Genomic DNA, 21,594 nt, shown 5'->3' on the forward strand with positions numbered 1-21,594 from the left:
AGATACTTCGCCGACTCGAGGGGGGGGGGGGCGTCACTAAAGCTGTGGGGGAGGGTTTTTGGCCAAGCCTAATTGGAGCGACACCCGAACGGCAGCATCTCAAGGAAGATCTATTGTATGATTTTCCGCATAGTATCGTCAAATTATTACCGCGCGAACATAGTTACTCCCTGATCGTGTGCCAATTGACGGAAGCGCAGATCACCGAGGATTGGGCTCGTTGTGAATTGCCGGAGCCGCTAACTCGTCTGGAGCATGAAGACTTAGTTCGTTTACTCCTTCGGCAACAATACTTTATGATCGGGGCGGTCAAGGCTTCGCCCAATATTCGGATGATCGCCTTGAACGCATTGGACCTTAGCTCCGCAGACGAATTGCCGCCCGAAATTAGTGAATTTCTAGCCAGTGCATCGCGCTAGATAAGAAGTTTCGGGACGGAATATGATTTTCTCGGTTAAGCCATGCTTTACACACGGCCTAAAGGCAGCATAAAGGAGGCATGAGCTGGTACTACGCACAAGGACAGGATTCCAAGGGGCCAATTACTCAAGAGGAATTTGATGCGCTCCGCTTTTCGGGGCAAATCAACGATCAGACCATGGTTTGGCGTGAAGGTTGGGCAGAGTGGCTACCACTGGGCCAAGCACCATTGGGAACTCCCTCCCCGACACCTGCTCCCGCAACTGGTGACCCGCAACTGAGTGAAACGCCTGTGCTGGTGGATTCGTATCAGGGCCCCGTTGTGGATGGTGTGGGGGCCGAGGAAGTGCCAGCAGACCCGGCGGAGTTCAGCGATGGCCTACCCTTGGAACATGAGGAAGCTGCGACGCATTTCGTGGCCGGTGCCCGTTGGTTTTACTGGATTGCGGCATTGTCAGCGGTCAACTCAACAATCGCTTTCTTTCAAGGTGGTGTTTACTTCGTCATCGGTCTGGCGTTTACGATCATCATTGATGAAATTGGCTTCGCATTGTCCGAAGAAATGGGTGCTATGGCTGTCTATATCGCCTTTGGGGTGAATTTAGTTATTGCGGGCCTTGTCGCCTTGTTCGGCTATTTGTCGCTCAAGGGAATTCGTGCGGTGATGGTCATTGGTATCGTGCTGTATATCATCGATGGGCTGATTTTCCTACTAGCGGCAGATTTGCTTTCCGTGGCCTTTCACGCCTATGCCAGTTTCGGCCTGATACGCGGTTTCCTCGCCCTGAACAAGCTCAAGAAGGCGGACATCAAGCTGGTGTAAGGTGATATAACTCAGTATGCGATTTTTTGGCGCGATTATCTTCGGTACGATGACGCTCGTTGGGGTGCTTTTACTTGTTTTGGCCAATCTGACCCTCGTTGCGGAAGATATACGGATAGGCCCAGAGAATTGGAATTGGGATTACCTGATTTGGATGGCAGCATCGCCCGTGGCTTGCTTGGGCCTCATGGTCGTCGGCATTCTTTTTGCGATGTCGTTTGCTCGGGCTTTTCGCCCACGCTTCACTACGAACATTTAGCATCAAACCGCCATTTGCGCAGTGCGGAAACCTTACGATGCAACATCCCGTTGCTTGCGGGCTGAGACGATGAGGGTGCGGCTGGTCATGACGTTCCAAGAGTGATGCTGGGCGGCGAGTTCGTCGCACATGGGGGTGATGGAACGGCCCTTGCGATCACGGCGGTTTTTGGCGCTGGCGGTGGCCCACTTGGAAATGGGCGCGGCTAGCCAATAGAAGGCGGCAGAGAACTTCTGAAGCTTGCCGGGGTAGTGCTTCACATCCTCAAAGCCGTTGTCGAGGAGCGACAGAGCCAAGTGGAAGAACGTAATCGGCGAGATGTGGCGCATCCAAGCATCCTTGCCCATGTCCTGAGCGGTCGGGAGTGCATCATAAAACAAGAACAGCCCACGGGAAAAGAATATCCACCGCGAGCGCAGGCTGAGCATATTAGGCACAGAGACAAAAAAGACGCCGCCGGGCTTCAGGATGCGCTGGATTTCGCTGATGGCGTGATGGTAATTCTCGATGTGCTCGAAGGCTTCGGTGCAGGTGATCAGGTCAAAGGTGTTGTCCTTGTAGGGCAGGTCGTCCTCGTTCAGATTAGCAGTCTTACCGGGGATGTCGCCCAGTTCGGGCATCAGCTCAAAATCGCAAGCCTCGGACTCCCAATTGGGCCGATCTTGCTTGAGTCGCCGGATAAGGTGCCCCCAGCCCGCAGAGATGTCTAGGTGCCGCCGCGGTGCTTCATCTACTTCGCTCAGAATCGCCTGGGCGACGTAGTCAATGATCATGGGCGGCTCAGCAGACATAGACGGGAAGGATGATGGATGGTAAAGATGTTTCTCTCACTAAATCACGAAGGCACAACGGTTTAAGCGAATGAAGCTATGATGTTTTAATTTTCGTCGTTACACTCAAATTTCACATGCCCATCTGCTCCCAGAAATCAGAGTGCTGTAGTAATTGCTATAGTTGTTGGAGGATGGTCGACATATAACCTCGATTCCATCCTCCTGTGTCTCCGTGAGAGAATTCAACGTTGCTCTACGCTTCGGCGAATTGGCCCATGGCGCGGAACTTGGCGTAGCGACCGTCGAGGAGCGCTTTGGTGCTCTTCTTTTTGAGTGCTGCTAGGTTGACCTCCAAAGCGGTTTTCAAATTCTCCGCAGCAAGCGCGGCATCGATGTGAGCACCACCGAGGGGTTCGGGGACGATTTCGTCCACTACGCCGAGTTCGACGAGTTTGTCCGAAGTGATTTTGAGCGCGTCCGCCGCACGTGGGGCGTGGACACGGTCCTTCCAAAGAATTGCGGCGCAGCCTTCGGGTGAAATGACCGAGTAGTAGGCGTTATCCAGAATCAAAATACGATCCGCCACAGCAATGCCAAGGGCACCACCAGAACCACCTTCGCCAATGATTGTGGCGATAATTGGCACAGTTAAGGCGCTCATCTCACGTATATTGACCGCGATTGCCTCGGCGACGTGGCGTTCTTCAGCACCAATGCCGGGATAAGCTCCGGGAGTGTCAATCAGACAGATAATCGGCATGCCGAACTTTTGAGCCATCTCCATGAGGCGCAGAGCCTTACGGTATCCTTCTGGATTTGGGCAGCCAAAATTGCGGGCTAGATTTTCCTTGGTCGAGCGGCCCTTTTGCTGGGCGACGATCATTACGGGGTCGCCGTTGAGGAAAGCTGGGCCACCAATGATGGCTTGGTCATCCATGTAGCGACGGTCGCCATGCAGTTCCTGAAAATCTTCAAAAATCGCGTCAATATAGTCCAACGAGTAGGGGCGTTGCGGATGTCGCGCGAGCTGGATTTTCTGCCAAGGCGTGAGACCAGCGTGAATGCGTTTGCGGGTCTCCTCGATCTTGACTTTGATCGCTTTGACCTCGTCTGTTACGTCGAGGTCACTTTCTTCGGACATGCGCTGCAAATTCGCGAGCTGCGCTTGCAACTCGTGGATGGGCTTTTCGAAATCGAGGCTGTACTTCGGTTTTTCCATAGCGTTAAACCGGTCACTATCTGTGGACGAGGGCGGCGCGTCAAATCCAAAGGAGGCATCGTTTTTAAACAGAGGATTTGGCAAAAGAATGAAAGGAATCAGTGATTTTGAAGATAAAGAACCATCCATTGGTAAAGAGGGCATTGATTAGCGCATGTCTATTAGGCCGTTCCTGTGTTTTAAGGTTCAGTTTCTTAATGGTCGCGTATTGACCGATTTGCCGAAAATGGAATCAGTGCTTGATTCCGGGCGACTGAGTGGTTTGGCTGAAAGGCTTTTCATCGCGGAAAACCGCACTAATTGCCTTCTGGCCTTCCCCTGCGGAGGGTCTATCAACCATCGAAACCACCGAAACCACGTGAAAGTTACCGTCGAAGACGTCAACGATACGCGCAAGAAAGTCCACGTCAGCTTGAATGCTGACGAGATTGCTGCTGAAGCTAAGACACTGCTTAAGCAGTTTTCACAGAGCGCGAAGCTGCCTGGGTTCCGCCCCGGCAAAGCCCCTGAAAACCTGATCAAGGGTAAGTACAAGAACGAGTTGAAAGGCGAGCTGAACCGCAAGCTTACTTCGACTGCCTATGAGCATGGGGTTAAGGAATCCGGTCTCGACGTATTTGCCGTCGTGGCGATGGATGGTGGCGATGTCGAACCCGGAGCACCCGGCGCAGAGCTTTCCTTCACCTTTGATATTCGCCCGACCTTTGAGTTGCCCGAGTATAAAGGCGTCGCCGTCAGTGTGCCTAAGATGGAAGTCACCGAAGAAGAATTTGTGCAAACTAAGGACTACATCCTTAACCAACGCGCAGAATACAACATCGCTGAGAAAGCTGCTGAAAAAGGTGACTATGTAAAGGTCTCCTACGAAGGCAAAATTGGCGATGAGCGCATTGCAGAACTCGTCGAAGATAAGCCGATTTACGGTACGCAGACCAACACTTGGGAGCAGGCTGGGGATGACCAGTCACCCGGCGTCCAGTCGGTTGTGCAGGGTCTCCTAGGCATGTCCGTTGGCGAGAAGAAGGACGTTGAAGAAGTTTTTCCTGAAGATTTTGAAGTCGAGGCCTTGCGCGGCAAAACGGCGACTTATTCCCTTGAAGTGCACGAAGTGCGCGAGAAGAAGGTTCCTGAAATGGACGAAGAATTCCTAAAGACCTTTGAGGTCGAAACTGTCGAACAGTGGGAAGAACGTATCAAGCAAGACATTCGCCGCCAAAAGGAACAGCATGTCACCGGCCAGAAGCGCCAGCAGTTGCTTGACCACCTGATGGGCCAAATCGAGATGCCGTTGCCAGAAAGCGCTGTAGAATCCGAGCGCGAACACATTTTGCGCCAGCATGTGACTCAGGCCATGGAACAGGGGGCCAGTGAGGAACAACTCGAAGAGCACAAGGAAACACTTTTCGGCCAAGCCGGTGAAGCTGCCCTTAAGCGTGTTAAAACCCAACTTATTCTAGGCCGTATTGCAGAAGTCGAAAAAATCAAGGTCGAGAACGAAGATATGCAGCGCGCGATCATGAATCAAGCAATGCAATCGCGGACCCCGCCAGATAACATTGTGAAGGAACTTCAGAAGGATCAGGATAAGCTTCGTGACCTGCAACGCGCAGTTCTTTTCGAGAAGACGCTTGATTTTCTGATCGATGCGGCGAACGTAACGGAAGTAGAAGCTGAAGCGACGCCCGCTGAAGTCTAAGTGATAAGATATTTCCATTATGAGTTACTATCCAGTTCCACACGTCGTTGAACGCGACGGGCGCGGTGAACGTTCTTGGGACATTTACAGCCGCTTGCTTCGTGACCGCATTGTTTTTATCGGCACGCCGATCAATGACTTTGTGGCCAACGCAGTGGTTGCCCAGTTGCTCTTCCTGCAAATGGAAGATGCCAAGAAGGACATTCACCTGTACATCAATTCACCCGGCGGTAGTGTCACCGATGGTATGGCCATCTATGACACGATTAACTTCATGCATTGCGACGTGGTTACCTACTGCGTCGGCATGGCCGCTAGCATGGGGACAGTCCTCCTCGCTGCTGGCACGAAGGGTAAGCGCTATGCCTTGCCGAACAGCCGTGTGATGATCCACCAGCCGACTGGAGGGGCTACGGGCCAGACTTCAGACATCTCTATTGCGGCTCGGGAAATTCTCCGTTGGCGCAATACAATCAACGATATTTTGGCCGGTCACACGGGCAAGAGCGTTGACCAGATCACCAGCGACAGTGACCGTGATTACTACATGACCGCACAGGAAGCGTGTGATTACGGAATTGTGGACCAAGTAATCGTGCACAAGCCAAAGGAATAAATCGCCTGTTTTGGCGCTCTACCTTTGTAATTGCCTGATTCATCGATAAATAGTATTATAGGGATAATTAGATAAATGGCGAAATCCACCAAAATGACCTTCTGCTCCTTCTGCGGCAAATCGCAGAACGAAGTTCGCAAAATGATTGCGGGCCCGGCAGGGGTGTATATCTGCGATTCCTGTGTCAATGTTTGCAAGACAATCATTGATAGGGAGTTAAAGGATGAGCCAGTTAAAGGCACACCAGCACCAGCAAACGATTTTTCCGTCAATTTAGTCAAGCCCTCGGAAATTAGAGCAAGGCTAGACGAGCACATTGTCGGGCAAGATCACGCGAAGAAGGTGTTGGCGGTCGCTGTTTACAATCACTATAAGCGGTTACAAAACGAAGATCATTCAGATGACGCCGCTTTCGCTGAATTCAGTGAGGTTTCCATTGAAAAAAGCAATGTGCTACTGGTCGGGCCTACTGGTTCGGGCAAAACGCTGCTAGCTCGCACTTTAGCTAAAATGCTCGAAGTGCCCTTCGCCATCGCCGACGCAACCACCCTCACCGAGGCTGGCTACGTGGGGGAAGACGTTGAGAACATTGTCCTGCGCTTGCTTCAGTCTGCGAATTTCGATGTGAAAACAGCTGAGCGTGGAATCATTTATGTCGATGAAATCGATAAGATCGGCCGGAAGACCGACAACGTCTCCATTACGCGTGACGTTTCGGGTGAAGGGGTGCAGCAGGCTTTGCTGAAGATTATTGAAGGCACTGTTTGCAACGTCCCACCACAGGGCGGGCGCAAACATCCGAATCAGGAATATATTCAGGTCAACACCGGGAACATCCTCTTTATTTGCGGTGGCGCTTTCGTTGGCTTAGACAAGCTGATTTCTGATCGTGCAGGTAAAAAAGTACTCGGCTTCGACATCACTGGCGAAAAGGCCCATGTGCCGCAGCGTGATGAAATCATGCGTGAAGTTCAGCCAGAAGATATGGTTAAATTCGGCATGATCCCCGAGTTCATTGGTCGTCTGCCGATCGTATCCGTGCTCGACGAACTTACGCAGGAAGACCTCGAATTCATTTTGACCGAGCCGAAAAATGCGCTCGTTAAGCAATACTCCAAGTTGATGGCTATGGAGGGCGTCAAACTGCGTTTTTCTCGCGACGCGATCAGTGCAATTGCTGAGAAAGCATTGAACCTCAAGACTGGTGCTCGTGCACTGCGATCAATTATGGAGTCTCTTATGCTGGAAGTCATGTATGAGATTCCGCAGGATGAAACCATTGAAGAGTGCTTGGTAACCGCGGCCACGATTCGTCACGGCCATCGACCTCAGTTGAAGCGTGGTGATCATAACAGCGCGGACTCTTCCCCTTCGGAACCGAATAAGCCCACCGAAAACAACGCGGCCTAATACAGGTTTTTTGTTGGACTGATCTCTGTCGATGGCGTGCAGATCAGTTGACGCAGGTATGACTTGTCCTGCACTTCGTTTCACCTATTAGGTAGGCGAAATAATTAATTTCGTTCATAATTGGAATATCGAACACTTAATTAGGGTCTTAATCCTAGTAAATGTGTTCGATAAGTGAATGTATGTAATTTGAGGTTTTACTTAGCTGTTTGGTTTCCTTGAATTGCTCAAAAAATGTTTTGATGCCTCCAATTCAATGAACGTATCTGCCAAGTTGACCAACGGCCTGTTGGTTTATGAAAGATACCGGCTTAAGCGATTGCTCGGGCGCGGCGGTATGGGCGTTGTCTGGCTGGCCCATGATATTGAGCTCGAAAAAGACATCGCACTGAAATTCCTATCCGAAAATCTACTTTACGACAGCAGCGCAATTAGGGATTTGAAGAAAGAGACTCGACGTGGGATGGAACTCTCTCACCCAAACATTATCCGAGTTTACGGTTTCTTCACGTCAGATTCTACAGCTGCCGTTGCGATGGAATACGTAGAGGGCAATAATCTCTCGAGCCTTCGCGACACACGTCCAGGTAGCTTTTTCGAGGTCGATGAACTTGCGGGCTGGACTCTGGAGCTTTGTTCAGCGCTGCATTATGCACACTCTCATGCGGAAATTGTGCACCGTGATCTTAAGCCAGCTAACTTGATGATCGACCACAAGAACCGTCTCAAGGTTGCGGACTTCGGTATTTCAGCTAGCTTGACTGACGCGCATACACGTTTAACTGGCGCTGCTGGAGGGCTAAGAGGAACGATGCTATACATGGGGCCACAGCAGCTACTTGGGCAGCGTCCTTGCATTTCTCACGACATCTACGGCCTTGGGGCTACACTCTATGATTTGCTCACTGGTAAGCCCGTTTTTTATTCCGGCGATGTGAGCCTGCAGATCAGGGAAGCGATACCGCCCACGATTGCCGCACGCCGCGCAGAATTAGGATTGAATGCTGGTGAAATCCCAGCCCAATGGGAGGAAACCATTGCCGCTTGCCTGTCCAAAGAGGCTTCTCTCCGGCCCCGTAATGCAGCCGAAGTCATCAATCGGCTCTGTTTACAGGATGCGACTAGTAGGAGTGATTCAGCATTTCCTTTTTCTCTAGGTTTGGTTCAGACAGCTTCCAACGCGGTTGTTTCCGAACCAACTATCCACGAGCCGCCAGTTCCGCTCACGCTCATTCATAAACCGGTAGATCAGGATTACGCTAAGTTGCGCGATACTCGTGCAGGTGCCGGTGGCCAAATAGTAACGCCAAAGCACACTGGATTTTGGGTGTTAGTGATGGTCTTGATGATAATTTGTTTTGTTATCGTTGGCGGGGGAGTCGCGTATTTCGCCTTCCAGCATGGCCGTAATCAGGCGCAAACCCAAATCAAAGAACTACCTGACAAAGTCGCTATTGCTAGCACCAAAACGACTTCTAACGCGGCACCCAGCCAGATTCCGCCTGGCTTAGCTGATGCAGCAGAGGGTGACGGTACTCTCTTGGATGGAGGACCACGTCGCGCGCTTGATGCCGGTGGAATAAGGCCGCGAGTGGAGGGGGGGGGACAATTTCGCTCAAACGAACCCCGGAATCTTGGTCAGCCGGGGGGGGGGAGATCTCGGCAACGAGTTGTATCGTCTGTCATTCATAATGAGCCGCGTTCTGGTAATGATTTTCAATTATCAGAAATTGGATTGGTATTTTCCTGGGCTCCACCGGCGAGGTTTAGCATTGGTTTGCCGCAGCATGGGCAAACTCCTGACTCAGATATGAATGAGTCGATGATAGTAGGCTTTCCGCAAGGCTTTTGGATAGGTCGCAAGGAAGTCACACAGGAGGAATATGAGCGTGTGGTAGGCAGCAATCCGAGCCGATTTATTGAAACGCCGAATGCGCCCGTTGAAAATGTTTCGTGGTTCGAGGCAATGGATTTTTGTGACAAGCTCAATGCGCAGTATGCCGATATCATCCCAGATGGGTATCGCTTCTCACTGCCTACCCAAGCGCAGTTTGAATACGCCTCTTTGGCAGGGGAATTAGGCTTTTTCAGTCGCAACCAGTTGGATGATTATTCTTGGGGCATGCATTCCAGAGTGGATCGGCCACAAGTTGGGGGCCAATTGAAAGCAAATCCTTACGAGCTCTATGATATGAACGGCAATGTTGCGGAATGGTGCTTGGACTGGTATTCACCATCATTCCCGAGTGAGGAAATTCCCAATTGGGCGGGGCCGGAAACGGGTGAATGCCGTGTCGTTAAGGGCGGTCATATTCACGATGATCACGCACTACGTGCGTTTGAGCGTATGGCCGTCGATCCCAATGAGCACAATGATTTAATCGGCTTTCGCGTAGCTCTTATCCCAATCAATTCTCAGCATAAAAAGTAATTTTTCTCTATATCATGAGCAACTCACAACATCAAGACTCTACGGCTATTGAACCCGGCTTGAAGGTCACGGTCGAAGGCAAGACATACTTGGCGAACGCTGGCGATGTCCTTGGGCGCGAAGGCACCGTGGCCAAAGACGTTTTTTATTTCATCAAGACGGTTTCCCGCATTCATGTTAAGATTAGCAAGCAGGAAGGTCGCTGGTTCATTACGGTGCCAAAATCCGTTAACAATTCCACTAAATTGGACGGTGTTGAAGTTGTGCGTGATGTCCCACAAAAAATTGTCGGCACACGCATTCTTAAAATGTCCGAGAGCTGCGTGGTCACTCTTGAAGCTGACTAGGCCTTGCTTCTGGCTTTAAGTGCTGCCTCGTAGGCTGAGGAGTCGAGGGGCAGCTCGACGGGTTGTTGTGTAAAGGTCGAGTAAAGCATTGCGTTGGCCAGCTCCACTGAATGAATGCCTTCGACAGCAGGGGCAATTAATGGTTCACCATGAAGAATCGCTGCGGCAAAGTTACGCAGTATTCCGACATGGCCACTGCTTCCTTCTCCCATCGGTATGGTAATTTCCCAGTGCTCGGGCTTCTTAAATGAATGAGTCGCTGTGCGAGAGTGCTCAGAAACGGGCATTTCAGTGCGCTCAAATTTAAAAACCCCGTTTTCGATTACGACTCGACCACGGTCTGCAGCGACCTCAAGACGATTGACACCAGGTGCTTCGCCAGTGCTGGTAATGAAAACACCGGTCGCGCCATCGGGGTATTCGAGTAGCGCGGTGACAGCGTCCTCGACTTCAATGTCATGGAAGCGTCCAAATTGGCACAGAGCGGTGATTTTTTTCGGCATGCCAAAAAGCCATTGCAGGAGGTCCAAATTGTGTGGGCATTGGTTAAGCAAAACGCCACCGCCTTCGCCCCCCCAGGTTGCACGCCATTCGCCGGAGCCGTAGTAAGCACTAGTCCGATACCAGTCAGTGATGATCCAGTTGACGCGTTGGATCGTGCCCAACTCCCTGGATTGGATCATCTTACGCAGCTTGCCGTAATGCGGATTGCCGCGCTGGTTAAACATAGCCCCGAAGACAATGCTACGATCCTTCCATGCACTGATAAGGCGCTCGCAGTCGGCCTTGTGTACCGAGATGGGTTTCTCGACCATGACATGTAAACCGCGCTCCAGCGCAGCAATACCCAATGGAGTATGGCTGTAGTGTGGCGTGGCAATGAGGACAGCGTCCACGGTGCCGGATTCCATCATTTCGATCGCGTCGGAGAAGTTTTTTACGTCGTCTCCATAACCTTGCAGGCGTTCTTGTACGCGGTCAGCGATCGCGGCCAAGCGCATGCCGGGGACTTTGCCTTCAAGTATATTACGGGCGTGGGCGACACCCATGCCGCCCATGCCAATAATACCGAGGCGAACCGTGCTTTGCTCTTTCATCTCTCTAATCACTGTAACTGTCGCGATAGGAATAGATGGACAATGCTTGGCGGACCTGAGCAATTGTCATTGTTTCCAATGGACGTAGTGTTACGGTCTTGGTTTCGCCGGGGAAGATGTCGAAGAAGTTATCGCTAAACCTGTGTGGAATGGCGTCCGCAAGATTTAAGTAAACTTGGTATGCAATCTGGTCGCTCGTCAGCGTAATCTGAAACTGACCACCTGCTGCCTTGGATACCTTGGCCTTGATTTTTGGGTGATGGAATTCCAAGCGCTTGGGTGAAGTGAGCGTCGTCGTGTTTACACTCATTTCGCCATCTTCGGAGGATAGACGGGTGCGGATAATCAAGTCGTTTCGTCCGTTGGAATCTAACCAAGAGGAAACATCGAGTTTCTTGCGGCGAACCGCTTTATCCGGAGTTAGCGTGATGGATTTGGTTTCCTCAGTCAGTATTTCATTCATGCCGATGGACCAGACTTGCCAGGTCAGCTCTGCCTTGCATCGCTTCGGGCCATCGAAAACCGTATGGATTTCTACTGCGGTAGTGTCGTTATAGACGGTATTGGAGCTGCTGTGCATTTCCTCTTTGCCCAGCCATTTCACAGAGACGAGCCCCGGTGCAAAAAAGCGTTTTGCAGCGTATTGGAGAGCTTTCCAACGACCACCATAGTCTATACTGGACCATGATGCGACTGGCCAGCAATCGTTGATCTGCCAGAAAAGCGCACCCATCGTGCGGGGCATATTACGACGCATATGCTCAATGCCATAACGTAGGCAAAAGGCTTGCATGACTTGTGACAGATAGACCGTAGCAGCGTAGTCCTTGGGGAAACGGTAGAGCTCCGCTACGTAGTGGAAAATAATCTGATTACCACCACCGTTCTTTTGGTGGTTATCCATTTCCGGCCCAAAGAGATTACTGCTCTCGGTGAAGGTACGCGCCGTTTCCACATGTGGGTATGCCTGCATACCAAATTCCGAAAAGAAACGATGAGGTTGCTCTTCATAGGCTGAGTAATGTCTGCGCGAATGCCAAACTCCCCAGAAATGCACGTCGCCAGATTCTGGGTTGGCGGTGTCGCCATAAGTGTCGTCGGGGTTGTGCTCCGAAGTTGGGATATAATCTGCGCCGGGTAAATGCTTGGCCAAGGCATTCGGTAGGATTTCGTGAAATACTTTTTCGTATGCGCGCCGGACCTTCTTGTTGCTCAGCAACAATTGCCGGTCGAGCTGGACAATCTCATTATTGCCGCACCACAATGCGATATGAGCGTAATTACGGAGCCGACGCACTTGGCAGTCAGCTTCAGCACGCACTTGTTTGAGGAACGCAGCATCTCCAGGATAAGCCGCGCAGGCGAACATGAAGTCCTGCCAAATCATCAACCCACGCTCAAGGCAGCCCTCGTAAAACGATTCAAGTTCGTAGATGCCGCCACCCCAAACGCGCAGCATGTTCATGTTGGCGTCCACTGCGGAGTCCAGAAGGTCGTCAATAAGTGCCTCGCCTTCGTTGACGAAACTGTGGGCAGGAATCCAATTGGCACCCTTGGCAAAAATGGGGCGACCATTGACAAGAAACTGGAAACTCGTGCCCCACTCGTCGGGATGTTGGTCGAGCTTGATCTCGCACAGAGCAACACGCTGCGTACGCTGATCAAGCAGAGTATCCCCATCCCACAAATCTATTTGGAGTTCGTACAAGGGCTGTTCGCCATAGCCGCTGGGCTGCCAGATTTTCGGCTGCTTCACGGTGAGTTCCAAGGTATCACCGAGCGCAGATTCTGTTTCGCCGATGAGTGTGCCCTGATAGCTGAGGCTCGCAGTGATGCTATGACGGGCATTGCGACGCACGGTCTGAGCATCGACTTTTACGGTGCATTGTTTCGCATCGTGGATCTGCGTTACGAGATGGTCTGTTAGTCGGTTGCTGGACCAAGCTTCGAGGCGGATCGGGCGCCAGATGCCGCTTGATGCGAGGCGTGGGCCCCAGTCCCAGCCAAATGAACACTGCTGCTTACGCAGTTCAGTTCGGCCGCCGATCTTGTCACAAGAAATTGGTTTAGGATTTGGATCACGTGCCCGAATGGCGTCCCATGGATTGGCAAAATCAATTTCCAGCAGGTTCTCCCCAGAATGTAAGAGCGCCTTTACCGGAAAGCGATGGCTAACAAACATGTTCTCAGTTTTCGCGATAACTTGGCCGTTGAGCTTGACCGTTGCCATGGTATCGAGCCCCTCGGCAACGAGGTCCACGACGTCCTCAGCCAAGAGGGCCTCACTGACGATAAAACTCGCGCGATATTGCCAATCAGTCTGCTCGATCCAAAGCAGATCTTCTTCATTGGTTCCGTAGAACGGATCTGGGATTAGCTCATGGCGATACAGATCGCTATGAACACAGCCAGGCACTTGGGCGTCATGCCAAGTGTCGGAATCTACATCGCGGAATTTCCAGTTTTGGTGAAGGTCGAGTATTTGAGGCAGCGAGGTGTCTTTATCCATATACGAGGCAAACTAGCACGTCCCCCCGGTTGTCGGGCGAGCGCAAAATGAGTTTAATTGAAGCACTAAAAATTGGCAGACGGGCTACCTCTATTATGCAGGCTCCTGGAGAATGTCGTCAATTTGCTCGAGTTCTGAATCGCTAAGTGGTCCAGCATCAAGTGACTTGGCACAGTCAATAACCTGTTGTGGGCGGCTTGCCCCAATCAACACACTGGTCGTTTCCGGATGACGGAGCACCCAAGCCAGCGCAAGCTGAGCCAGTGTTTGACCACGCGCTGAAGCGACCTCATTGAGTGCGCGAAGCTGGGCCTGTAGGGCAGGGGTAATATTATCGGCCTTTAAGAAAGTACTGCTGCTGCCAGCACGGGAATCCTTTGGCACATCTTTCAGATACTTGCCAGTCAGAAGGCCGCCAGCGAGCGGGCTGAAGATGATCGTGCCAACGCCATCTGCTCCGTTTGTCCGTAAAAGTGCATCCCGGTTTTCGCGGCTAAGCATACTGTAGCTGAACTGGTGGATGATTGGCGTGGCCCAGCCATGACGACGGCAAAGCTCGACGACTTGGCGAGCATGCTCAGGGGCATAATAATTAGAAATACCAGTATAGAGCGCCCGCCCGCTTTTGACGAGATAGTCAAGCGCAGCAAGCGTTTCTTCCAGAGGCGTGTTGGGATCTGGCCGATGGTGGTAGAAAATGTCGACATAGTCTAATTTTAGCCGTTTGAGCGATTGATCGCAGGAGCTGACAATATATTTGCGGGAACCTCCATCACCATAGGGGCCTGCCCACATACCATAGCCTGCCTTGGTAGAGATAATTAGCTCATCCCGATAGCCAGCAAAGTCCTGCTTGATAATTTTCCCGCAACGCTCTTCGGCGGAGCCGGGGGGGGGGCCGTAATTGTTGGCCAGGTCAAAATGTGTGATGCCAAGATCGAATGCCGTGAAGAGCATCTGACGGCAATTCTCATTGATAGAGGCCTCATTGGTGCTCTGTAAGGAGTCCGTACCCGGTGCGCCAAAATTATGCCAGGCACCGAGACTAACGGCAGGAAGCTTCAAGCCAGAGTGACCACTATGGCGAAACCAGTTGCCGGCTTGAGAGTAACGTTTATCGGAAGGAGAATAACTCATTGGGCGTTAGTAAGCAGATACTGGAGCGTTTGGCGAAACTTCTGAGTAAATTTCTGATTTTTTTATAAATGACTGTCAGCTGCCACTATAGATCATTCACTATCTGGACTAGTTCAATGTTCATGAGGTCAAGTCCTTCTTATTGGACGTATTTTCCGTTCTTCTGAGTGTTCCCCCGTCTAATAAATTCGCTGCGCTAGGCATTGATCGTCAGTGCCATTTTGCTCGCCATCGCTCAAGTTGTCCGCGCTTGGTGTTTTCGTTAATTAATATCGAAATCTAAGGAGTGATCAAGGCGGCGAGATTGATATTAAAGACAAAAGTCATATTTGATCACCTGATGTCTTTGATTTTTGATCGGTCCAGGAAACATGCTCTTTCGTAAGAAAGTGCTCGCTCCTTAAAAAATTTGGAACAATTTTTACGTCGACAATGCAAAGGACATTGTCCTGATTGTCTGTTTTTAACCCCTTAAATGATTCCCCGTATATCCATTTACAAATTACTGTATAAATCGCTAGTCATTGGAGTGATTGCTAGTTGTTTCGCCGGATGTGGTTCACCAGATGACCCTACAGGCGAAGCGTTGCTGACGCCTACAGAGAAAGGTCTGTCCGCGTTGAAAATGTTTGATTACGACGAGGCTTATCAACAGCTGAGCAAAGTGCAACCGACGCTTGCACCGACCGATCCGCAATGGCTTGAGGTGACATTTGCCTACGCCTTGGCCAGTTGGCATCGCCCGCCGCCAAATCAACGAAATATAGATCAAGCAGCACAGCTCTTTAATGAGATGATTAATGCGAAAGTCTCAGAGGAATGGAAAACTCGAGCCCAACTTTCACTCGCTCGCATTTACGAAGTAGATGATTATATAGGCGACAAGGTTGACCTAGCTAAAGCTCGTGAAATCTATCGCCAAGTGCAAAACCGTTACCCCACTGGAGACTTCGGCTATCAGGCGTCTTTACGCTTAGCACAAACGTATGTGCAGGAGCTAGAACCCAAAGCAATCGAACAGGGTATAGACATTGTCAGAGAGCAAATCGCACGTGACCCCGAGAGTCCTTGGGCCGCCGTTGCTTATCAATTTTTGGGCGATATCTACATCCAAGCCAATGGGGATGCCGCCGCTGCACTGAAAGCTTATCAGATGGCTGAGAAGATTGGTTTTTCGAACAATTCCCGAACCGATGCTTATCTTTGGCGCATGGCTGGGTGGGCGAAGCAGATTGGGGAAGAGCCGGAGGCCGTTCGCCTATGGACGCACATAGTTGAAGAATTTCCTCGCAGTCCGTATGGCACGCTTTCACGGGACAATGTACGCGAGTATGCGCTGCAGTATCCAGAAAAAGGCATTACTGCCCCAGAACTAAAGACTTGGTAGTATGAGCAAGGAGGAGGGTAAAAAAGGATTTAATTGGAACTGGTTGGCTATTGCCGCCCTGATCATTGCCTATGCGTTCAGCGCTGGTCGTTTTTTCGTCTATAGCGCCCAGAATAATGGCGATGCAAACAGCAAAAAAACCATTCGTGTTGCTCACTGGCAATTAGAGCCGGGTTACCGTGAAGCACTGGATTGGGCGATGAACGAATACAATAACCTGCCTCACGTGAAAGAAGCTGGTATTGAGGTTGTCCAGATACCATTGCCGCAGAGTGTGTATAATCAATTCATGAACGTACATTTGATCAGCGGTACGGCACCAGACATATCGGCTGCTGGTAACACGAAGCTGATTCAAGGCAACGCAATCGGTCGTTTTTATGCCTCGGTAGGGGAATATGTTAACCAAGTTAATCCCTATAATTCAGTTGAGAAGCTATCGCCGGATTTAGATCCCGAGTTGCGAGAATACTTAGCCAACGCTTCTTGGAAGGACACTTTTTTAGATGGTATGGAAGGCGGTTGGCGTCAGGAACTGAACGACTATTACTCCATACCGATCAGTAACGCTGGTGGCATGCGGCTCTATTATAACATGTCCTTGCTCAAAAAGGGGAAAACGTTTCTGCGGGAAGCTTTGGCTAAGAAATCTCAGCCAGAATGGTTGAAACAAGTTTGGCTGCGTGAAGTCGATGGCTCACAGCAAGGCTACCTGCCTGATAATGAGCGACTGCGTAAGTGGGTGGCCAATGATGATGAGGTGCCGCAAACCATGGGGCAATTAATACTTTATTGCTTCTCTATCAAGGCAATGGCTAAGGCGAAAAACATGGAATACCTTGTGCCGATCTCAGTTGGCAATAGCTCTAGTGGCGACCCGGTTTTTCGCTACCAGAATGCATTCTTTAACATCTTGGGTAAGGATTTAGAGTATGATGGAAATACGGGTATTAGCGGTTTAGAGGCATTTGATGGCCTTTATCGCAACCAATGGAACTTCGACTCCAAACCCATGAAAGCATACTTCGAAGTTGCCAAGTTATTTACACAATTCTACCCCGTCGGTTACTTGGGTCTGGATCGCGAGCAGACTCAGCGTCGTTTTGTTCTCGGAGATGCTGCCATCTTTTCATCAGGTGGTTGGGATGCGGCGGGAGTCTTCAAAGGCGCTTCAGAAAGCAATAGTGAAGAGAAGCGTTTTAAGGTAAGCATTGCGCCGCCGACTATGCCTGCGCCTGATGAGCGTTGGGGCGACATGATTAAATACATGCCCTCCGAAGCTAACTTCAAAACTGGCGTCCCGTTGTCGATCAACAAGCAGACTCAACACCTAGATTGGGCACTAGACTTTCTAATGTTTATTTCGTCTCAACCAGTGAACGAAGAATTCAACAGAATTGCGGCTTGGTTGCCTGCTACTGTAGGCTCAGAGACGATCGAATCTATGCGTGGTTTTGAACCGATAGTCGAAGGTTTTCCAAGCTACGAATCGTTTAACCCCGACAACTCCCGTGCCGCTATAAAATCTCAGTGGAGTGGTATGTCCAAACTCGTGATTACTGGCGGTATGGACTACGAAGAATTTGCCTCTAAAATGACATCATTCCTCGACAGTCAACGCCAGGGCATTAAAGCTTATTGGTTTCATGACCGTCAGGGCATTAAGGATCGCACCCGCGCATTGGATCGCACACTTTCAGTCGAGGAACTCAACCTGACGTTGGATGATAACGCCAAATCCGCAGAGCGTTTTCGCTCACTTTTTTATCAAAGCCTTACTGACGACGAGGGCGTAAATCTGGAAATGATCTGGCGCAAGCTTCACCCGGACCAACCGTTCCCCACACTGTAATTGACACCGTGGCTACACCAAACTCCAAACCAAAAAACAGCAGCTGGATTGCACGCTACGCGCCTAAGTCCAAGCTCTATCTGGCGCTCTATCTTCTATGTCTGCCAACGATCTTGTCGTTGCTGATCTTTAGCTATTACCCGAAGATCGATGTAGTGATCATGTCGTTCTTCCGTTGGAAACCGCCAGCAGTCAAAGAATTCATTGGACTGCGGAATTTCCTAGAAGCGTTTTCTGATCCGCAGTTCTGGCAATCGTTCAAGCTGGTTGGTATTTTGCTAATGGCCAATCTACTCAAGCTTTGGCCAGGCATTTTTGCGGCGATCGCATTGCACCGTTTAGCGAATGACCGATTGCGCTATATTTTTCAGGTATGTTTTGTCGTGCCGATGATCATTCCAGGTATGGTTTGGCTGCTCATTTGGAAAAGCTTCTTCGAGCCAGACTTTGGGTTGCTTAACCGAATACTCAATGCAACTGGTGGTATGAAGTTGCTCGATTGGATGGATACGGCGATGCCACGTATTGCATCCATACTTGATCCAGTGACCAACGGAATCATTGGCCCAGCCTTTGGCGGACTGGGAGGATTGATTTTGGTTGGGGCTCTGGTCATTGCTTTCGGAGGACGTAAAGAGCGCGATAGTGGCCGCTTTATGCAGTATGGCTTGTTGTTGGTAGGTAGTTTGATCATCCCCATTTGCGGTGCACTGGGTTTATTGACTACACCAGCTCTTCTGTTGATTCCGGCTGTATTGATCGTCATCTGGATGGTCTTTTTAGCGCGCCAGTTAGGTCATTCATGGATTGCTTGGCCGTTCTTGCTCCTTGCGGGTTCAATGGTTTTCTGGGGCGAATTGTGGCGGATGCCGCTTGCCATGTTCATTGGTATAGCTGTGTTTGAGATTATTCGTTCCCGCTTCGACTACTTTACTGGCCGACCGCTGATCAATTGGATTGGTATGGGCATCCTAACGATTGGTTCGGCATTTGTAATCTTCGGACAAATCTGGACCGAGCCAATAGAACAGTTCAATTTGGGCACCCCCGCTTGGCTGGGTAACCAGGACCTCGTGATTCCGGCTTTGCTTTTTTGGGGATTCCCATGGGTAGGTACGGTCGGTGTCCTGATCTACTTGTCCGGCTTGCAGAACATCTCCAAAGATGTATACGAGGCTGCGGAACTCGACGGGGTAGGGCCAATGGGGATGATTTTCCGCATTGAATTGCCGCTGATCATGACGCAGGTCCGCATTAATTTGATTTTTATGACTATCGGAACACTCGTGCAGTACGAGACCTTCCTGATTCTTCTTGGACCTGATGGCGGTCCGGGTAATAAAGGCATGGTGCCGGGTCTATATATGTTTAGCTCAGCCTTCTCGGAAGGGCGTTTCGGTTACGCTTGTTCGCTCGGCATGGTGTTGTTCGTCATCATCTTATTGTTGACGATTGTCTATCAGAAATACGTGAAAGTGGATAAATAGAGATGTCAGAAACTAGAGTTAGTAAATTGGGCGAAACCATAAAGATCAGTTATCTGCTCTTCGTGCTCTTCTTTGCCTTCGTGCCATTGTTCGTCATGATCGTGGTGAGCTTTAAGAGTAATGAGCAGTACCTGGCTAATCCCTGGTTCTTTGATCATCCATCGACTTGGAAATGGGAGAACTGGTCCTATGCATGGGATATGGTTAGTGGTTATATCGCCAACTCAATCTTTGTCTCAGTCAGTGGCACTGCGATTACACTGTCGATCGTGCTAATGTCTAGTTATGCGATTGCCCGCTATGACTTTCCTGGGAAAAATATTATTTTCTACTTAGTTATGGCGACCATGTTCCTTCCCGGCACAGTAGCAGCATTGGTTACGTTGTTTGACCTATTGGTCAAGTTGAACTTAGTAAACAGTCTTTGGGCGCTGGTTGTTATGGCTGCAGTGGGGGGACAGGTGACAGGTGTCTTCATTTTGCGAAATTTCATTGAAGATATCCCGAAAGAGCTATTTGAGTCTGCACAACTAGATGGTGCTGGTCACCTTCAGCAGATTTGGCACATCATTCTACCGCTTTCGGCATCTATCATTTCGGTGACATGCATCATGGACTTTCTGCATTCGTGGAACAACGTGATCCTTCCTTTACTCCTCCTACGAGACGATGCCTTGCTAACGATCCCAGTTGGGCTCTATCGTATGGACGGCGAATATGTGAAGCAATACGGTGAGCTCATGGCGGGCTTTGCAATAGCATCAGTGCCGCTCTTAATTCTCTTTGTTTTCTCGATGAAACTATTTGTTAAAGGACTTTCCGCAGGCGCGGTGAAAGGATAAAAATATTATGGCTGAGGTTACTCTTAAGAATCTAGTTAAGGAATACCGCGACGACAAACGCACTACCTTTCGCGCGGTAAAAGGCATCAATTTGGAAATTCGCGATCGTGAATTCATGGTGCTCGTAGGCCCGTCAGGCTGTGGGAAATCCACCAGTCTACGTATGATCGCTGGTCTCGAAGATATCACAGATGGTGAAATTTCTATTGGTGACCGCGTAGTCAACGATGTGCAGCCAAAAGACCGCGACATTGCCATGGTTTTCCAGAACTACGCACTTTATCCGCATATGACTGTTTTTGACAACATGGCTTTTGGCCTAAAGTTGCTCAAGTATCCTCGTGATGAAATTAAGAAGCGTGTCGATGACGCTGCTGACATCTTGGGGCTGGAATCGATGCTCGACCGCAAGCCCAAGCAACTATCCGGCGGCCAGCGTCAACGTGTAGCTGTAGGCCGTGCGATTGTGCGAAAGCCCAAAGTATTCCTATTCGACGAGCCGCTCTCTAATCTGGACGCCAAAATGCGCGTGCAGATGCGCACGGAGATCTCAAAACTCCATGCTCGCCTGAACGCCACCATGATCTACGTGACTCACGACCAAGTTGAGGCGATGACGATGGGTGACCGTATCTGCGTGATGAAAGATGGTAATATCATGCAGGTCGCAGAGCCATTGGATCTCTACAATCGTCCAGAAAATATGTTTACTGCAGGCTTTATCGGTAGCCCGCCTATGAACTTTTTCTATGGTCAGGTTGTTCCTGAAGGTGGACGTCTTGTCTTCGTTGAAAAGAACGATGGCAATGCTCCGATTCGCATAACTTTGGATGACCGCCTAGCTCGCTTGGCGAAAAACTATGAAGGTAAGTCCATCGTCTTCGGTATTCGTCCTGAAGACATCTCTGATGCGCTCATGGTTACGCATATTGACGAGTCTCGCTGCCTCACCGCCAAGGTGGATGTCTCCGAGCCGATGGGTGCTGAGACCTATCTTTACTTCGATACAACCGCGCATAGCTTCATCGCTCGTGTTCATTCTGAGCATAAATTCGACTTTGGTCAGCAGGTTAAAGTCTCTCTCGATCTCGAAAAAGCACACCTCTTCGATCCAGAAACTGAAGACGTCTTAAAGTAATTAGATAATTGCGCTTGCGCCTTGCGTGTGTATCGCTAAACCAGTCTTCTTTTTGTTGGGACTTAGTCCCTTTAGCCACCTTAGCTCAGTTGGTAGAGCGGTTGATTTGTAATCTCCAGGTCGTCGGTTCGACTCCGACAGGTGGCTCCAC

The 21,594-nt window shown here is 50.3% G+C and carries 19 protein-coding genes and 1 tRNA gene; 15 read left to right on the forward strand and 5 right to left on the reverse strand.

The features are described from left to right. The 3 genes from IE065_RS06850 to IE065_RS06860 form a co-directional block, all read left to right on the forward strand. Positions 1-419, forward strand: a 419-nt coding sequence (locus IE065_RS06850; RefSeq protein ID WP_189513243.1) for a hypothetical protein, incomplete at its 5' end; no start/stop codon positions are given. An 80-nt stretch (positions 420-499) separates the two neighbouring features. Beyond that, positions 500-1,243: a DUF4339 domain-containing protein gene (locus IE065_RS06855; RefSeq protein ID WP_189513245.1), complete on the forward strand. Its 744-nt coding sequence runs from the start codon at positions 500-502 to the stop codon at positions 1,241-1,243. Between the two features lie 16 nt (positions 1,244-1,259). Further along, a complete protein-coding gene (locus IE065_RS06860) occupies positions 1,260-1,502 on the forward strand; it encodes a hypothetical protein (RefSeq protein WP_189513247.1) in 243 nt (80 codons plus the stop codon). Positions 1,503-1,534: 32 nt separating this feature from the next. On the opposite strand, the gene IE065_RS06865 is transcribed toward IE065_RS06860, so the two are convergent. Together IE065_RS06865 and IE065_RS06870 are read right to left on the reverse strand one after the other, a co-directional pair. Continuing rightward, the gene (locus IE065_RS06865) at positions 1,535-2,293 is read right to left on the reverse strand and encodes a class I SAM-dependent methyltransferase (protein WP_189513249.1); all 759 of its coding nucleotides are present in this window, start codon (positions 2,291-2,293) and stop codon (positions 1,535-1,537) included. A 235-nt stretch (positions 2,294-2,528) separates the two neighbouring features. Next, on the reverse strand, positions 2,529-3,494 hold the full coding sequence (locus IE065_RS06870) for an acetyl-CoA carboxylase carboxyltransferase subunit alpha (protein WP_189513251.1): 966 nt from the start codon (positions 3,492-3,494) through the stop codon (positions 2,529-2,531). Between the two features lie 22 nt (positions 3,495-3,516). Between IE065_RS06870 and IE065_RS18195 the strand changes: the two genes are divergently transcribed. From IE065_RS18195 to IE065_RS06895, 6 genes are all read left to right on the forward strand, one after another. Beyond that, positions 3,517-3,645, forward strand: a complete 129-nt coding sequence (locus IE065_RS18195; RefSeq protein ID WP_267908110.1) for a hypothetical protein — start codon at positions 3,517-3,519, stop codon at positions 3,643-3,645. A 207-nt stretch (positions 3,646-3,852) separates the two neighbouring features. Continuing rightward, on the forward strand, positions 3,853-5,190 hold the full coding sequence (gene tig, locus IE065_RS06875) for a trigger factor (protein WP_189513253.1): 1,338 nt from the start codon (positions 3,853-3,855) through the stop codon (positions 5,188-5,190). 19 nt (positions 5,191-5,209) lie between these two features. Then, the gene (locus tag IE065_RS06880) at positions 5,210-5,806 is read left to right on the forward strand and encodes an ATP-dependent Clp protease proteolytic subunit (RefSeq protein WP_189513255.1); all 597 of its coding nucleotides are present in this window, start codon (positions 5,210-5,212) and stop codon (positions 5,804-5,806) included. Between the two features lie 75 nt (positions 5,807-5,881). Beyond that, a complete protein-coding gene (gene clpX / locus IE065_RS06885; RefSeq protein WP_189513257.1) occupies positions 5,882-7,216 on the forward strand; it encodes an ATP-dependent Clp protease ATP-binding subunit ClpX in 1,335 nt (444 codons plus the stop codon). 256 nt (positions 7,217-7,472) lie between these two features. After that, on the forward strand, positions 7,473-9,647 hold the full coding sequence (locus IE065_RS06890; protein WP_189513259.1) for a bifunctional serine/threonine-protein kinase/formylglycine-generating enzyme family protein: 2,175 nt from the start codon (positions 7,473-7,475) through the stop codon (positions 9,645-9,647). Between the two features lie 14 nt (positions 9,648-9,661). Continuing rightward, positions 9,662-9,994 (forward strand): FHA domain-containing protein, encoded by a 333-nt coding sequence (locus IE065_RS06895; RefSeq protein WP_189513260.1) that lies wholly within the window; start codon positions 9,662-9,664, stop codon positions 9,992-9,994. Here IE065_RS06895 and IE065_RS06900 read toward each other — a convergent pair. The 3 genes from IE065_RS06900 to IE065_RS06910 form a co-directional block, all read right to left on the reverse strand. Beyond that, entirely contained in the window at positions 9,991-11,091 is a 1,101-nt protein-coding gene (locus tag IE065_RS06900; protein WP_189513262.1) for a Gfo/Idh/MocA family protein, read from the reverse strand. The genes IE065_RS06895 and IE065_RS06900 overlap by 4 nt on opposite strands. 4 nt (positions 11,092-11,095) lie before the next feature. Beyond that, positions 11,096-13,600 (reverse strand): beta-mannosidase, encoded by a 2,505-nt coding sequence (locus IE065_RS06905; protein WP_189513264.1) that lies wholly within the window; start codon positions 13,598-13,600, stop codon positions 11,096-11,098. Positions 13,601-13,693: 93 nt separating this feature from the next. Next, entirely contained in the window at positions 13,694-14,737 is a 1,044-nt protein-coding gene (locus tag IE065_RS06910; RefSeq protein WP_189513266.1) for an aldo/keto reductase, read from the reverse strand. 475 nt (positions 14,738-15,212) lie between these two features. Between IE065_RS06910 and IE065_RS06915 the strand changes: the two genes are divergently transcribed. The 6 genes from IE065_RS06915 to IE065_RS06940 all read left to right on the forward strand — a co-directional run bounded on the left by IE065_RS06915 (position 15,213) and on the right by IE065_RS06940 (position 21,593). Beyond that, complete coding sequence (locus tag IE065_RS06915; RefSeq protein ID WP_189513268.1) at positions 15,213-16,124, forward strand: tetratricopeptide repeat protein; 912 nt, start codon at positions 15,213-15,215, stop codon at positions 16,122-16,124. Position 16,125: 1 nt separating this feature from the next. Continuing rightward, the gene (locus tag IE065_RS06920) at positions 16,126-17,976 is read left to right on the forward strand and encodes an ABC transporter substrate-binding protein (protein ID WP_189513270.1); all 1,851 of its coding nucleotides are present in this window, start codon (positions 16,126-16,128) and stop codon (positions 17,974-17,976) included. Between the two features lie 8 nt (positions 17,977-17,984). Then, entirely contained in the window at positions 17,985-19,463 is a 1,479-nt protein-coding gene (locus tag IE065_RS06925) for a carbohydrate ABC transporter permease (protein ID WP_189513272.1), read from the forward strand. 2 nt (positions 19,464-19,465) lie between these two features. Further along, complete coding sequence (locus IE065_RS06930) at positions 19,466-20,305, forward strand: carbohydrate ABC transporter permease (RefSeq protein ID WP_189513274.1); 840 nt, start codon at positions 19,466-19,468, stop codon at positions 20,303-20,305. A 7-nt stretch (positions 20,306-20,312) separates the two neighbouring features. After that, positions 20,313-21,443, forward strand: coding sequence for an ABC transporter ATP-binding protein (locus IE065_RS06935; RefSeq protein WP_189513276.1), 1,131 nt, complete (start codon positions 20,313-20,315; stop codon positions 21,441-21,443). A 74-nt stretch (positions 21,444-21,517) separates the two neighbouring features. Continuing rightward, positions 21,518-21,593: transfer RNA gene (locus IE065_RS06940), tRNA-Thr, on the forward strand. Position 21,594 lies beyond the last annotated feature (1 nt).

The sequence above is a fragment of the Cerasicoccus arenae genome (assembly GCF_014651635.1).
Lineage (GTDB): Bacteria > Verrucomicrobiota > Verrucomicrobiia > Opitutales > Cerasicoccaceae > Cerasicoccus > Cerasicoccus arenae.